Origin of the sequence: Streptomyces sp. NPDC013157 (assembly GCF_042899865.1) — a bacterium.
GTDB lineage: Bacteria > Actinomycetota > Actinomycetes > Streptomycetales > Streptomycetaceae > Streptomyces.
The window spans coordinates 134,443-148,298 of record NZ_JBIBAK010000012.1; the positions used below are offsets into that span (position 1 = coordinate 134,443).

A 13,856-nucleotide genomic window follows, 5' to 3' on the forward strand; every position below is an offset into this window, starting at 1 on the left:
CGGTCTTCCTCATCAGCTCTCTGTTGAGTTCTCAAGCGGCTGTCGCTTCCTTCGAGCCCGTTTCACGGAGCCCTCCGGGCGTTGGCGCAACCCTCGGTTCACGTCCGTTTTGCACACACGTGTGCCGAGGTTCAGCGACCGCCGTTCCCCGAAGTGACCGGCGGGCACATCCCTAAGGTTCCCTAGGGTTCCCTGCGGTGTCAAGCGGTAAGGTAGGGAACCTCAGGGAAGTGACGAAAGGGAGCAAGCGATATGGCAGGCCAGGCCGACAATCGGGCGCCGTACGCGAAGATTGCCGCCCACTACACGGAGCTGATTACGTCTGGTCAGCTAGAGCCAGGAACCCTCTTGCCGAGCATCAAGAACCTCGCGGAAGAGTGGAAAGTGAGCACCGCGACGGCCGAGAAAGCGCTGCGCAAGCTGCGCAACGAGGGACTGGTGCGCGGGATCCACGGCATCGGGACGGAGGTCTTGGACCAGCCGGCTCCGATGTCTTCGGGGTCCCAGCGTCAGGACCGAGGACACCGCACCGGGTCTAGCTGGGGGTCAGGCGAGAGGTCCGACTCGCATCAGGCGGCCGTCGTGTCCGCGCCCGCCGAAGTGGCACAGGCCTTGGACATTCAGCCCGGTTCCGACGTGATCCGCCGAAGTCGCGTCTACCGAGACCGGCACGGCATCGTCGCCCACAGCACGTCATGGATTCCCGCTCGGTACGGGAAGCTGATCCCCCAGCTAGCCACGAGTGAGCGTCTGACCGGAGGTACCTCACTCCAGCTCATCGCCCAAGCAACGGGCCGCCCCATCACCCACCGCGTCGACACAGCCTCGGCCCGGCTGGTCACGCCGGAATACGCACAGCTCTTGGAGCTGGACCCCGAACAGCCGCCGACCGATCCAGTGGTCGTCATGACGGCAAAGTTCGTAGACAGTGAGGGGAACGTCGTGGAGTACGGCGTAGACCTCGGGGGCCCCGGTCGAACATGGCGCACGGAATCCGAGATGACCTCATGACCGTGATGGATGACACGCTCACGAGCGTGCTCGAAGACCGCCTAGGGGCACTGCTTGCGGCCCGCAGGGCTGGCACAATCACGCTCGAAGGCGAAGCGGAGATGGCCGCCATCTCCCAGACCGTGACGAGACCGATGCCACCACGTCCACCGTTCTGCGTCCTGATGGCCGGCCTCCCCGGCTCCGGCAAGACCACGCTCTCTCGCGTACTCACGGATCGCGGGTTCGTCCGCCTGTGCCCAGACGAAGAGATGTACCGCCGACACGGCGTCTACGGAGTGGACTTTCCCCGCGGCATCTTCCCCACCTTGGAACGTCCGGTGCTCGAAGACGTGGCGGTCGAACTCAGGGAGCACCTGAAGGCCGGCCACGACGTCGTCGTTGACCACGGCTTTTGGACCCCGGAAGTCCGCGCCAAGTGGCGAGCCATCGCCACCGACGCCGGAGCCACCCCCCTGCTGGTCTACCTCGCGGCCAGCCATGACGAACTCTGGGCAAGGGTCAGCAAGCGCAACGAGTTCCATGCGGACGATCCAAATTCGATCTACTTCTCGGAGAGCGACCTCCAGCGGTACCGGACCCGGTTCATCCCCCCTCAGGCAGACGAACCGCACATCCTCTACGCGGGCGACTCTGCGGACGTGATCGCGGCCATGGAAGCTTCCCGCCCTTGACCTTCTACGGACCTGAAGCGCAGGTCAGCCCTGCGGTTCTCCGTCTCAGTTTCCGTCTCATTCACCCCCGTCCGGAGTCGTCCACGGCGGTTCACGCGTCCGCCCCGAGTACGGGAATGAACGAGGATGGACAGCCCCGAATCATGCTCTGACCAGCACGAACAGACCTCGAAAGCGAGTGTGGCGCAAGTCACCGAGGGTTCAAATCCCTCCGCTACCGCTTTCGAAGGAAGGGCGGCTCCGTATCGGAGCCGCCCTTCCTTCGGTTATGCCAAGGGCTCGGGGCGCTTGCCCGCGTAGTTCCAGACGAGGGCCCCGAAGACCGGAGCGTGGAGCAGGAACAGCACCCAGAGCCACTTCGGGACGAACCTGACCCGCTCCCGCGGCGTGCGGACGCAGTCCAGCAGCGCCGCCACGACGAGCACGATCAGCAGGGTGACGAGCCCGAAGGCCATCGCGGTGGTCAGCATCTGTGCTCTCCCTCTCGACTCCGGTTGGCCCGGGTTCGCTTCCGTTGCCTCGGCCCTTCATCGGAGCGACCCCTGCGATCGGTTCACGCGATCGGTCCACGGTTCGGAGATTCGGAGAAAAAATCCGGCACCCATCGCGCCGTTGGTCATACAAAACGATCGGAGGGTTACACTCGCGCCCGGCAACCGGGGGAACCCGGGGGACGTGACAGGGGAGAGGCCAGGTGGCGGTGAACGCCAAGAAGATCGCCGTCTACGTACTCGTGATCTTCGCGCTCTACGTGATCATCACCGACCCGCCCAGGGCGGCAGACTGGGTCCAGATAGTCTTTCAGGGCATATCGGACGCCGCGAAGGCCGTCGGTGACTTCTTCACCTGGCTGGCCAACGGGGCGAAGTAGACGCACCTGGAGTACCCATGATCCGCCACCTGGTCCTCTTCAAGCTCAACGAGGGCGTCGGGCGCGACGATCCGCGCGTCGTCGCGGGCGCCCGGGCCTTCTCCGCCCTCGGCGACCAGATCGACGGGCTGCACTTCTGGGAGTGCGGCTGGAACATCACCGACCGCCCGGTCGCGTACGACTTCGCGATCAACTCCGCCGTCGCGGACGGGGACGCGCTGAAGCGGTACCTGGAGCACCCGGCCCACCAGGCGGCCGCGGCGCAGTGGCGGGAGTTCGGCACCTGGGTGATCGCCGACTACGAGTTCTGAGCCGTACGGCGGCTTCCGGATCCCGAGCCCCTCGCCACGACGGCGGGGGGCTTTACTGCGCCTTACGCCTCAACTTGCCCGTATTAATACCCAACACGACGTTACCAGGTGCTTGCACACAGTGCACATGTCTTGTGATGCTATGACCGCTTTTGACGGATGATTGACCGATGAAGAGGTGGCGTTGACCGTGTCGGCCAGTTCTGCGCCGCCCCAGGAAGAGGCGCCCGCCCCAGCCCAGACCCCCACTCAGACCCCTGCCCAGACCCCAGCCCAGACCCCAGCCCAGGACCTCCCCCAGACCCCCGCCGCCCCCGCCCAAGCCGCCGCCCCCGCCCCGGAGAAGCGGCGGGGCGCCGACACCCGGGCGCTGACCCAGGTGCTCTTCGGTCAGCTCAAGGAGCTCAAGCCGGGCACGCCGGAGCACAACCGCGTGCGCGCGGCGCTCATCGAGGCGAACCTCCCGCTCGTGCGCTACGCGGCCGCCCGCTTCCGCTCCCGCAACGAGCCGATGGAGGACGTCGTCCAGGTCGGCACCATCGGGCTCATCAACGCCATCGACCGCTTCGACCCGGACCGGGGCGTGCAGTTCCCGACCTTCGCGATGCCGACCGTCGTGGGCGAGATCAAGCGCTACTTCCGGGACAACGTCCGCACCGTGCACGTACCGCGCCGGCTGCACGAGCTGTGGGTCCAGGTCAACAGCGCCACCGAGGACCTGACCACCGCCTTCGGCCGCTCCCCCTCCACCGCCGAGATCGCCGAACGGCTGCGGATCAGCGAGGAGGAGGTGCTCTCCTGCATCGAGGCCGGCCGGTCGTACCACGCCACCTCCCTGGAGGCCGCGCAGGAGGGCGACGGACTGCCGGGCCTCCTCGACCGCATCGGTTACGAGGACCCGGCCCTGGACGGCGTGGAACACCGCGACCTGGTCCGCCACCTGCTCGTCCAGCTCCCCGAGCGGGAACAGCGGATCCTCCTGCTGCGCTACTACAGCAACCTCACCCAGTCCCAGATCAGCGCGGAGCTCGGCGTCTCCCAGATGCACGTCTCCCGCCTCCTGGCCCGCAGCTTCCAGCGCCTGCGCTCGGCCAACCGCATCGAGGCCTAGGGGCCGCCCCACGGGCCCGTCACCGGTCCGAGACCCGCTCCGGGCGACTTGGTGAGACCGTAACCGCAAACAGGATCGAGCCATCACCGCCGAGGGCGAATCGCTCACCAGCGCACTTCCCGACAGTTGAGGGTCGAAAAAGCGTCAGACCCCCTTCTTCCAGGGCGGATTCACATCTCGCATGTCGACATGTCACTACAGCGTGTTGCCGACATGTGACATTCTGCGGGAAGCGCGTTTGCCGGGGCCCCGGCTCCGGTATTCAGGTGAAGGCATCGTTCCTAGCAGGGAACGCCGCCGCGACCGTCCCGCGACCCAAAGGGGGTGGCATGTCCGCAGACCAGGGCAGCTCGAAGGTGCTCACGCCCACGAACAGCGAGGCAGCGCCCAAGGAGCTCGACGCCATCGACGTGCTCGACAGCATCGATGGCGCCATCGACGGCGCCCCGGCGCTGGAGGCTCCGCCGGCCCAGGAGCTTCCGGCCGTCTCCGAGAGCCTCGACACCCGCACCCTGTCCCGCTCCCTGTTCCTGCGCCTTGCCGCACTCGAAGAGGACAGCCCCGAGCGTGCCTACGTCCGGGACACCCTGATCGAACTCAACCTCCCCCTCGTGCGCTACGCGGCGGCCCGCTTCCGCAGCCGCAACGAGCCGATGGAGGACATCGTCCAGGTCGGCACCATCGGCCTGATCAAGGCGATCGACCGCTTCGACTGCGAACGGGGCGTGGAGTTCCCCACGTTCGCGATGCCGACCGTCGTCGGCGAGATCAAGCGGTTCTTCCGCGACACCTCCTGGTCGGTCCGCGTCCCGCGCCGCCTCCAGGAGCTGCGCCTGGCCCTCACCAAGGCCAGCGACGAGCTCTCCCAGAAGCTGGACCGCTCGCCGACGGTGACGGAGCTGGCGGCCGTCCTGGGCGTCTCCGAGGAGGACGTGGTCGACGGCCTCGCCGTCGGCAACGCGTACACCGCCTCCTCCCTGGATTCCCCGGCCCCCGAGGACGACGGCGGCGAGGGCTCCCTGGCCGACCGCCTCGGCTACGAGGACACGGCCCTTGAGGGCGTGGAGTACCGCGAGTCGCTCAAGCCGCTCCTCGCCAAGCTCCCGCCGCGCGAGCGCCGGATCATCATGCTCCGCTTCTTCGCGAACATGACCCAGTCCCAGATCGGCGAGGAGGTCGGCATCTCCCAGATGCACGTCTCCCGCCTGCTGACCCGCACCCTGGCCCAGCTCCGCGAGGGCCTGATCTCGGACTGAGGTCACACCTACGGCTTCCTTACTGACGGAGTGTCAGCCACACTGGCGCGATGCCTCTCCGCAGGACACAGATCCGTAGGAAGCAGATCCGCAGGAAGCAGATCCGCAGGACGTCGAGCAGCAGGACGCCGAGTGGCCGTGGGGCCGATGCTCCCGCGGCGCCGGTGGCCGGTCCGGCGTGTCCACTCGGGGCGCCCGGCAGCCGGTGGGGCGCCGTCACGGCGGCCTCGGCGGCCGTCGCCTGCCTGGTCTCGGCACTCACAGCGTGCGGAGGCGGCGGCAACGGCGGCTATACGGCGGTGGGTGCGGCAGGCGGCGCACCGAGCGCGTCGGCACGGCCGACGGGGTCGGTGACGCTGGTCCCGCTGGACGGGGCGAAGGGAGCGGACGGACCGACGGCTCCGGCGAGCGAGCCCGCGCCGCCCACGACCACGACGCCCATCTCGCCGTCCCTCACGACGAGTTCCCCCGGCTCCTCTTCCCGCCACACCGGCGCCCAGCCACCACGAAGCGGTCCGACGGCACCCAACTCACCGCGGCCCGGCACCTCTTCGGCCACCCCTGCGCCCTCGCCCGCCGCCCTCACCTGGAGCACCCCCACCCGCGCGGCCACGGACAAGCGGTGGTGCGAGAAGGTGACGGTCACCTTCGCCAACTCCGGCGGCACGGCGGTCCGTTCCGGCACGGTCACCCTCGGCACGCACATCATCGACCTGCTGGGCATCGACTGGTCGACGGTCACGTCGACGGAGCCCGTGCCGGCCCCGGTCCCGCCCGGCTCCCGCAAGGCCGGGACCTGGACGGTCTGCGTGGACGACTGGCGGGTGCCGCTCGGCATGCACGTCGAGACCCGGGTCGTGACCGTCGACTGGCGCTGAGCACGACGAAAGCCCGGGGCACGCGACCCCGGGTTCTCTTCGTCGTACGCCGGCGTGACCGCCGTACCGGCTGCCGTGGCAGCCGTCCTACATGAACGCGAGCCAGGCCACCGCCGCCACCACGACCACCGCGGCGACGACGCCGAGGATCAGGCCGAGGCGGGGGCCGGAGGAGGAGTAGGTGGTCGCCGTCTGCTGAGGAGTCTGCGGGGCCTCGTCGACGAACGCGCGGAACATCTGGGTGCTGCCGGCGGGGTCGTAGTTGCCCTGGGGGCCCTGGGTGTTAGCCATGGCCCGAGACACTAGCGAATCCGGGTGTCCGGCCCAAGTGGGGGGCCTCCCATGCATCCGACTCGCCCCACCTGCGTGTTTACGGTCGCAATACTTGTCTTTGCCAAGTTTTTATGCCCGCCCTCGCCGATTTATTTGCCTGTGGCAACCAAGCAGTTCTATGGTTGCCCCGAGCAACGAATACGGTCGTGAGGAGGTGTGCGGGATGGCGGAGCAGGCGCAGTTCGAGGAGCTGGCGCGTCAGCTCAGCGCGGTCGGAGCCGTGAAGCGGGACCTGGGCCGCATCCTGCCGCCCGAGTGCCCGACCGGCTCGGCGGCGGTACTGACGCTGCTCGGCCGCCACGGCTCCATGCGCATGAGCAGGCTCGCCGAGCTGCTCGCCGTGGACATGTCCGTGACCAGCCGGCACGTGGCGCACGTCGCCGAGCGCGGCTGGATCGAGCGCTCCGCCGACCCGGCGGACAAGCGCTCCCGCATCCTGCACCTCACCCCCGCGGGCGAGGCGACCCTCGTGGAGCTGTCCCGGCGCAGCACCGAGCTGCTCGCCGAACGGCTGGGCGACTGGAGCGACGAGGAGGTCGACCAGCTGATCCGGCTGATGACCCGGCTCCGGGACAGCTTCGGCGACTGCCGGGCCGCGGCCCCGCACCCGCGGCCGCCCGCCGTCACCGCACCGGCCCCGGGCGCCGCGAAGCCCCCGGCCGAGGCCAAGGTCACGGTCGCCTCCGCCGCCCGCGCCCCCACGCCCGTACTCGAACCGACGACCACCCGTACACCCGCATAAGACGTAAGAGAAGGAAGCCCATGGCAACGACCACACCAGCCGGTGTGCGGGCTCACGCCAAGCCGCACGGGGGAGGCTCCGTCGAGCAGACCCCGATGACGCACCGGCAGATCATGGAGGCCATCTCCGGCCTGCTGCTCGGCATGTTCGTGGCGATCCTGTCGTCCACGATCGTCACCAACGCCCTGCCGCACATCATCACCGACCTCGGCGGCGGCCAGTCCGCCTACACCTGGGTCGTCACCGCCTCGCTGCTGGCCATGACCGCGACCACCCCGCTGTGGGGCAAGCTCGCCGACCTGTACAGCAAGAAGGCGCTCGTCCAGATAGCCCTGGTCATTTACGTACTGGGCTCCGCGGCGGCCGGTCTGTCGCAGAACGCCGGCATGCTGATCGCCTGCCGTGTCGTCCAGGGCGTCGGCGTCGGCGGTCTGTCCGCCCTCGCCCAGATCGTCATGGCCGCGATGATCTCGCCGCGCGAGCGCGGCCGTTACTCCGGCTACCTCGGTGCGACCTTCGCCGTCGCCACCGTCGGCGGCCCGCTGCTCGGCGGTGTCATCACCGACACCTCGTGGCTGGGCTGGCGCTGGTGCTTCTACGTCGGCGTCCCCTTCGCCGTCCTCGCGCTGATCGTGCTGCAGAAGACCCTGCACCTGCCCGTCGTGAAGCGGGACGTCAAGGTCGACTGGGCCGGCGCGTTCTTCGTCGCCGCCGCCGTCTCGCTGCTGCTGGTCTGGGTCACCTTCGCCGGTGACAAGTACGACTGGATCTCGTGGCAGACGTACACGATGATCGCCGGCTCGATCGTCCTCGGTCTGATCTTCGTGCTCGTCGAGTCGAAGGCCAAGGAGCCGATCATCCCGCTGCGGCTGTTCAAGAACCGCACCATCACCCTGGCCTCGCTGGCCTCCCTGTTCGTCGGTGTCGCGATGTTCACCGGCACGGTGTTCTTCAGCCAGTACTTCCAGCTGGCCCGCGACAAGTCCCCGACGATGTCCGGTGTGATGACGATCCCGATGATCGGTGGTCTGTTCGTCTCCTCGACCGTCTCCGGCCAGTTCATCACCCGTACCGGCCGCTGGAAGGCCTGGCTGGTCAGCGGTGGCGTCCTCGTGACGGCCGGTCTCGGCCTGCTCGGCACCATCCGCTACGACACGGCGTACTGGAAGATGTCGATCTTCATGGCGCTGCTGGGTCTCGGCATCGGCATGATGATGCAGAACCTGGTGCTCTGCACCCAGAACCAGGTCGCCCCGAGCGACCTCGGCTCGGCCAGCTCCACGGTCACCTTCTTCCGCTCGCTGGGCGGTGCTGTGGGCGTCTCCGCCCTCGGCGCGGTGATGGCCCGCCGGATCACGCACTACGTGACCGAGGGCGCCGCCGCCCTCCCGCACAAGTACCAGGTCGCCCTGGCCGGTTCCAGCTCGTCCGACGACAGCCTCCCGGACCTCGGCAAGCTGCCCGCCCCGCTGCGTACCCTCATGGAGAGCGCGTACGGTCACGCCATCGCCGACGTCTTCCTGATCGCCGGCTGCCTCGCGGCCCTCGCGTTCCTGATCAGCCTGTTCATCAAGGAGGTCCCGCTGAAGACCAAGGGCGGGCTCGCCCAGGCCGCCGAGGCGGAGAACGCGGGCAGCCCGGAGACCGTGCCGGCCGCCGTCGCGGCTGCCGTCGCCGCTCCGGTCGAGGATCAGCAGGTCCCCAGCTGGGCCGCCCCGGTCGTGAGCAGCACCCCGGAAACCGCGGCCGCGCCGGAGGCCACCCGGCAGTTCGCCGCCGTGGCCACCATCGCCGGTCCCGAGCAGTCGGCGGGCTTCGGCGGTACCCCGGTGCACGGCTTCGTGCGCGGTGCCGAGAGCGCGCCGGTCGCGCAGGCAGCGGTCACCCTGATCTCGCTGTCCGGCCGCCAGCTGGGCCGCTCGGTCGCGGGCTTCGACGGTTCCTACCGGCTGGACGCGCCCGGTGCGGGCTCGTACGTGCTGATCGCCTCCGCTGACGGCTACCAGCCGCAGGCCGCCACGGTCGTGGTGGGCGAGGAGCCGCTGCCCTACGACCTCCTGCTGAGCGGTACCAGCGGCCTGAGCGGCGTCGTCCGCGGCGCCGGGAGCGCGCTCCCGGTCAAGGACGCGATGGTCATCGTGACCGACGTGCGCGGCGACCTGCTGGCCACCGCGGCCACCGGTGAGCAGGGCGACTTCCGCTTCGGCGAGCTGGTGCCGGGTGTCGTCACGGTCGCGGTGAACGCGGCCGGGTACCGGCCCCGCGCCGTGCCGGTCGAGATCGGCGGCACCGGGGTCACCCGGATCGAGGTCGACCTGGACGCCGGCGCCCAGCTCCAGGGTGTCGTACGGGCCCCGCACGGTCCGCTGGCCGACGCCCGCGTGACCCTCGTGGACGCGGCGGGCAACGTGGTCGGCACGTCCACCACCGGCCTGGACGGCGCGTACGCCTTCGCCGACCTGGACGGCGGTGACTACACCGTGATCGCGACGGGCTACCCGCCGGTCGCCACCGCGCTGAACGTCACCGGTGCCGGCGTCGACGGCCACGACATCGAACTCTCCCACCCGGGCGAGTAGTTCGCACTCCGGCCCGTGGCGGGCGCGCCCACAAGGAGGCGCCCGCCGCGGGCCGGTCCCATAAGGCCAATTTGTAATCGTTTGACTGTCTGACCAGATGACTGTTCGAGTGTTCGCAGGGAGAAACGGGATGGGACTGACCGCGAGGATCCGTACCCGGGACGGATGGGCCGTGTCGCACGCGGTCGTCACGGTGACCGACATGACCGGCAGCCAGGTGCTGCGCGCCGAGGCCGACGACGAGGGCACGGTGCGCGACCCGAACCCGCTCGCGCCGGGGGCGTACACCGTCATCGTCACGGCGCTGGGCTACGCCCCGGCCGCCTCCAGCGCCATCGTCACCGCGAGCGGCCGCGCCGAGATCGGTACGGTGACGCTGGCGCGGCAGGGCGGCACCGAGCTGCCCCCGCCGGGCCCGTGGACGGTGGACCCGGCGCACTCCACCGTGGGCGCGGTCGCCCAGCACCTGGGCATCTCCAGCGTCCGGGGCCGCTTCACGGACTTCAGCGCGGGGATCGAGATCGCCACCGACGACGTCACCAAGTCCCGTGTCCAGGCGGTCATCCGTGCCGCCTCCATCGACACCGGCAACGGCATGCGCGACACCCACCTGCGCTCCGCCGACTTCCTCGACGTCGAACGCCACCCCGAGATCACCTACACCTCGACGGGCCTGACGGCGGCCGGCTCCGACCGCTGGACGGTACACGGCGAGCTCTCCCTGCACGGTGTCGTACGACCGGTCGACCTCGCCCTCGCCTACCTCGGCACCGGCGCCGACCCGTGGGGCGGCACCCGCGCCGCCTTCCGCGCGACGACCGAGCTGCACCGCGAGGACTTCGCCATGAACTACAACCAGGTCGTCCAGGCGGGCATCGCCGCCATCGGCACGACCCTCAAGATCGAGCTGGAGATCCAGGCGGTCCAGGGCGAGTCGCTGCCGCAGGCGTGAACATGCCCTCGGCAGGGACAGGCTGAGCGCGCCCCACGCCCCTAGGCTGGCGCCATGGCACCGAACATCGCGACGAACACCACCGTATCCCTCGACGAACTGCTGGACTTCGTACGGCCCCGCCACCGCGCGATCCTGCTCACCCGGCGCGCCGACGGCAGCCCGCAGGGGTCGCCGCTGACCTGCGGGGTCGACGACTCCGGGCGCATCGTCGTCTCCACGTACCCCGAGCGGGCCAAGACACGGAACGCGAAGCGGGACGAGCGGGTGAGCCTGCTCGTCCTGAGCGACGACTGGAACGGGCCGTGGGTGCAGGTGGACGGACGGGCCGAGGTGATCGACTCCCCCGAGTCGGTGGAGCCGCTGGTGGAGTACTACCGGAACATCGCCGGGGAGCACCCGGACTGGGACGAGTACCGGGCGGCGATGGTGAAGCAGGGGAAGTCGATCATCCGGGTGACGCCGGAGAAGTGGGGACCGGTGGCTACCGGGGGCTTCCCGGCGCGGTTGGCTTCGCCGGACGCGTAGCGGGGCCGGCCGGGCGCCGGCCTTCGGGGTCGACGGCGTCCGCCGCGGTGTTCCCGCCAGCCGCTGTCGGCGCGCAGAGCGTCCGGCCGACGGCGTCGCGGAGCCAGCGGTGGGCGCCGTCGGCCGTGTGCCGGGGGTGCCAGGCCATCCCGATGGTCAGGGGTGGCAGCGGCAGCGGGATGTCGAGGAGGCGCAGTCCGAGGGCGCCCGCGTCGCGGGTGAGGGGTGAGGGGGGTGCGGCGGGTACGAGGCAGACGAGGTCGCTGCGGGCGGCGAGGGTCATCGCGGCCAGGTGGCCGGGGAGGACGACGCTGACCCGGCGGTGGAGGTCCAGCTCGGCGAGGGCGGTGTCGAGGGGGCCGGTGAACCGGCCGCGACGGCTGACCGCGACGTGGTCGGCGGCGGCGAGCCGGGCCGGGGTCAGCGGACCTTCGGTGAGGGGATGGCCGGACCGGACGGCCGCGACCATGCGGAGGGTGACCAGTTCGCTGCCGGCCGTCGAGGCCAGGACCGCCGGAGTCCGGTCCCGTTTCTACGACACGGAGTTCTACTCCGCGCGCGTCACCGACGTCTGGGTGTGGGAAGCCGAGGACCACCGCGCCTGCCAGCGCCTCGTCGACGCACTGCGCGAGACCCCGTTCTGGGACCGCTACGTCGAGGTCGTCGACCTTCTCGTCGGCACCGAGAACGGCTACGCGCGCACCTACGGGCTCGACGCCGTCGCCACCATCCGGCCGACGTCCGCCTGAGCGCTCCGCTGGAAGTGCCGCGGTACGCCGTCGGTCGGCTGCGGCGCCTTCGTGGCTGGTCGCGCCCGCGCGGCGGTAGCCGCACATCGGATACGGCCGCGCGCCCCTGACGGGGCGCTGGACCCGCTCAGGCGCCCTTCGCCACCATCGCCTCGATGCCGGCGATCAGCAGATCCAGCGCGAACGTGAAGTCCCGGTCCAGCATCTCGGCGACGGTGTCGCCGCCCCTCGCCGCCATGAGGTCCCTGGACTCCTCGATGATCCCCGCTGTCGCCGGGTCCTCGGTGACCGCGTGCATCGCGGTGTGGAAGTACTCGTCCTGGGTCATGCCGGCCGCTGCCACGCGCTCGGCGAAGTGGCCCTCGATCGTGCCGTAGCCGTAGACGAACTGGAAGACGGCCGAGATCGCGCCGGTCACGCCGTGGGCGGGCAGGCCGGCGCGGCGGACCACCTGCTGGACCACCCGGGAGAAGGCGAGCGAGTGCGGGCCGATGTTGAGGTAGCGGCCGGCCAGCGGGGAGAGCCAGGGGTGGCGGACCAGCAGGGCGCGGTACTCCGTGGCCAGCGCCCGCAGTTGCTCCCGCCAGTCGCCGGCGGCCGCATCGGGCAGGTTCAGTTCGCCGAAGGCCGCGTCCAGGGCGAGTTCGAGCAGGTCGTCCTTGGTGTCGACGTACCAGTACACGGACATCGCGGTCACGTTGAGCTCGGCCGCCAGCCGCCGCATGGAGAACTTGTCGAGCCCGTCGGCATCGAGGAGCCGGACGGTGACGGAGGTGATCCTGGCCCGGTCGAGCCCGGACGGCTGCCCACTGCGCCCGCCCTTGCCGGCCTTCTCCTCCAGCCACACACTGGCCCGCGCCATAAGCGACACCCTCCTCCACGTTCCTTCTCAAGATGCTAGAACTCCGGCGCCCCTGAAAGGGGCGCGGGGAACTGCGCGACCAGCCACGACGAGCCCGCACTCGCCGATGGACATGTACCCCCTCCCCCTCAGGCGACATTCTTCTCGGCCCTCCTGAGAAGCCCCGCAGCCACGAACTCCCCGGCGACCACCGCGGCCGCCCCCACCAACTGCCCCGCCCCCAACCCGTTCCCGAACTCCGCCAGCGCGCCGTTGATCCCGGCCCCCGTGCCGCCGTAACCGCTCGCATCCAGTACGGCGATGGACACCAGCCCCAGTGACGTCGGCAGCATCCCCAGGGCGATCGCCACCGGCGTCCCCAGCCGCGTCGCCCACCTGGCCGACAGCCCGGTGAAGTTGAGCGCGACGACCGTCAGCGCGAGCGGCGCCGTGCGCAGGCCGGCCTCCAACGGGCCGTAGCCGAGGACGAGTTGCGAGACAGATGACACCGAGGGCACGGCAAAGGGCGGTGACCACGGAGGTCACCGCCCTTGCGCCGCTGTTCAGGAGTCCGTCAGCCGGTGCTCGCCTTCTGTGTGAGGTCGTAGAAGGTGGACGAACCCACCGTCACCTTCTTGAAGTTCTTCTCGACCCAGGAGGAGATCTGCGAGGACGTGCCGCTGCTGCTGCCGCCCATCATGCCGCCGCCGGTGCCGGAGGAGACGAAGTAGTGGATCTTGCCTTCGGCCACGTACTTCTTGAACTGGGCGAGCGTCGGGGACGGGTCGGTGCCGTTGAAGCCGCCGATCGCCATCACCGCGTCGCCGGTGGAGAGCTGGTAGCTCGCCGCGTTCTGGGCGCCGATGGCCGCCGCGACCCAGGTGTACTGGGAGGAGTTCTTCTGCAGCAGCGCCTTGGCCTCGGAGGAGACGGTCGCGCCGTTCAGCAGGCCACCTGCGCCACCGGCCATACCGCCGCCCGTGCCGCCCTCGCCCGTCCAGGCGCCGCCCGGGAAGCCGC

Annotated in this window: 16 protein-coding genes and 3 pseudogenes; 12 read left to right on the plus strand and 7 right to left on the minus strand. The window is 70.0% G+C overall.

Features of this window, described 5'->3' with window-relative positions:
• Positions 1 to 252: 252 nt before the first annotated feature.
• The gene (locus tag ACFY6U_RS31720) at positions 253 to 1,011 is read left to right on the plus strand and encodes a GntR family transcriptional regulator (RefSeq protein ID WP_390043688.1); all 759 of its coding nucleotides are present in this window, start codon (positions 253 to 255) and stop codon (positions 1,009 to 1,011) included.
• Positions 1,008 to 1,685, plus strand: coding sequence for an AAA family ATPase (locus tag ACFY6U_RS31725; protein WP_390043689.1), 678 nt, complete (start codon positions 1,008 to 1,010; stop codon positions 1,683 to 1,685). The genes ACFY6U_RS31720 and ACFY6U_RS31725 overlap by 4 nt, the downstream gene beginning before the upstream one ends.
• Before the next feature lie 266 nt (positions 1,686 to 1,951).
• Here ACFY6U_RS31725 and ACFY6U_RS31730 read toward each other — a convergent pair whose 3' ends face one another.
• The gene (locus tag ACFY6U_RS31730) at positions 1,952 to 2,155 is read right to left on the minus strand and encodes a PLDc N-terminal domain-containing protein (protein ID WP_351485586.1); all 204 of its coding nucleotides are present in this window, start codon (positions 2,153 to 2,155) and stop codon (positions 1,952 to 1,954) included.
• A gap of 224 nt (positions 2,156 to 2,379) precedes the next feature.
• Here ACFY6U_RS31730 and ACFY6U_RS31735 point away from each other — a divergent pair, with 224 nt between their 5' ends.
• From ACFY6U_RS31735 to ACFY6U_RS31750, 4 genes are all read left to right on the plus strand, one after another.
• On the plus strand, positions 2,380 to 2,556 hold the full coding sequence (locus ACFY6U_RS31735; RefSeq protein WP_294006505.1) for a hypothetical protein: 177 nt from the start codon (positions 2,380 to 2,382) through the stop codon (positions 2,554 to 2,556).
• Positions 2,557 to 2,573: 17 nt separating this feature from the next.
• On the plus strand, positions 2,574 to 2,867 hold the full coding sequence (locus ACFY6U_RS31740; RefSeq protein ID WP_390043692.1) for a Dabb family protein: 294 nt from the start codon (positions 2,574 to 2,576) through the stop codon (positions 2,865 to 2,867).
• A 190-nt stretch (positions 2,868 to 3,057) separates the two neighbouring features.
• The gene (locus tag ACFY6U_RS31745; protein ID WP_390043693.1) at positions 3,058 to 3,978 is read left to right on the plus strand and encodes an RNA polymerase sigma factor SigF; all 921 of its coding nucleotides are present in this window, start codon (positions 3,058 to 3,060) and stop codon (positions 3,976 to 3,978) included.
• Between the two features lie 329 nt (positions 3,979 to 4,307).
• Complete coding sequence (locus ACFY6U_RS31750; RefSeq protein WP_390043695.1) at positions 4,308 to 5,234, plus strand: RNA polymerase sigma factor SigF; 927 nt, start codon at positions 4,308 to 4,310, stop codon at positions 5,232 to 5,234.
• 289 nt (positions 5,235 to 5,523) lie between these two features.
• On the opposite strand, the gene ACFY6U_RS31755 is transcribed toward ACFY6U_RS31750, so the two are convergent.
• On the minus strand, positions 5,524 to 5,880 hold the full coding sequence (locus tag ACFY6U_RS31755; RefSeq protein ID WP_390043696.1) for a hypothetical protein: 357 nt from the start codon (positions 5,878 to 5,880) through the stop codon (positions 5,524 to 5,526).
• Here ACFY6U_RS31755 and ACFY6U_RS31760 point away from each other — a divergent pair.
• On the plus strand, positions 5,870 to 6,112 hold the full coding sequence (locus ACFY6U_RS31760) for a hypothetical protein (RefSeq protein WP_390043697.1): 243 nt from the start codon (positions 5,870 to 5,872) through the stop codon (positions 6,110 to 6,112). The genes ACFY6U_RS31755 and ACFY6U_RS31760 overlap by 11 nt on opposite strands.
• 87 nt (positions 6,113 to 6,199) lie before the next feature.
• Here ACFY6U_RS31760 and ACFY6U_RS31765 read toward each other — a convergent pair whose 3' ends face one another.
• The gene (locus tag ACFY6U_RS31765) at positions 6,200 to 6,403 is read right to left on the minus strand and encodes a hypothetical protein (RefSeq protein ID WP_294006520.1); all 204 of its coding nucleotides are present in this window, start codon (positions 6,401 to 6,403) and stop codon (positions 6,200 to 6,202) included.
• 205 nt (positions 6,404 to 6,608) lie between these two features.
• Here ACFY6U_RS31765 and ACFY6U_RS31770 point away from each other — a divergent pair, with 205 nt between their 5' ends.
• The 4 genes from ACFY6U_RS31770 (at position 6,609) to ACFY6U_RS31785 (ending at position 11,246) form a co-directional block, all read left to right on the plus strand.
• Positions 6,609 to 7,187 (plus strand): MarR family winged helix-turn-helix transcriptional regulator, encoded by a 579-nt coding sequence (locus ACFY6U_RS31770; RefSeq protein WP_390043698.1) that lies wholly within the window; start codon positions 6,609 to 6,611, stop codon positions 7,185 to 7,187.
• Between the two features lie 20 nt (positions 7,188 to 7,207).
• Complete coding sequence (locus ACFY6U_RS31775; RefSeq protein ID WP_390043700.1) at positions 7,208 to 9,766, plus strand: MFS transporter; 2,559 nt, start codon at positions 7,208 to 7,210, stop codon at positions 9,764 to 9,766.
• Positions 9,767 to 9,896: 130 nt separating this feature from the next.
• A complete protein-coding gene (locus tag ACFY6U_RS31780) occupies positions 9,897 to 10,718 on the plus strand; it encodes a YceI family protein (protein WP_390043702.1) in 822 nt (273 codons plus the stop codon).
• Between the two features lie 54 nt (positions 10,719 to 10,772).
• Entirely contained in the window at positions 10,773 to 11,246 is a 474-nt protein-coding gene (locus ACFY6U_RS31785) for a PPOX class F420-dependent oxidoreductase (RefSeq protein WP_093501042.1), read from the plus strand.
• On the opposite strand, the pseudogene ACFY6U_RS31790 reads toward ACFY6U_RS31785, so the two are convergent.
• A pseudogene (locus ACFY6U_RS31790) lies at positions 11,203 to 11,745 on the minus strand (LysR substrate-binding domain-containing protein); the annotation flags it as partial. The gene ACFY6U_RS31785 and the pseudogene ACFY6U_RS31790 sit on opposite strands and share 44 nt — an antisense overlap.
• Here ACFY6U_RS31790 and ACFY6U_RS31795 point away from each other — a divergent pair.
• Complete coding sequence (locus ACFY6U_RS31795) at positions 11,681 to 11,995, plus strand: darcynin family protein (RefSeq protein WP_390043704.1); 315 nt, start codon at positions 11,681 to 11,683, stop codon at positions 11,993 to 11,995. The pseudogene ACFY6U_RS31790 and the gene ACFY6U_RS31795 overlap by 65 nt on opposite strands.
• Positions 11,996 to 12,122: 127 nt before the next feature.
• Here the strand turns inward: ACFY6U_RS31795 and ACFY6U_RS31800 are convergent, their stop codons facing one another.
• The 3 genes and pseudogenes from ACFY6U_RS31800 to ACFY6U_RS31810 all read right to left on the minus strand — a co-directional run.
• Complete coding sequence (locus ACFY6U_RS31800) at positions 12,123 to 12,857, minus strand: TetR/AcrR family transcriptional regulator (RefSeq protein ID WP_390043706.1); 735 nt, start codon at positions 12,855 to 12,857, stop codon at positions 12,123 to 12,125.
• A gap of 128 nt (positions 12,858 to 12,985) precedes the next feature.
• Positions 12,986 to 13,330: pseudogene (locus ACFY6U_RS31805) on the minus strand (MFS transporter); the annotation flags it as partial.
• Positions 13,331 to 13,410: 80 nt separating this feature from the next.
• A pseudogene (locus ACFY6U_RS31810) lies at positions 13,411 to 13,856 on the minus strand (glycosyl transferase); the annotation flags it as partial.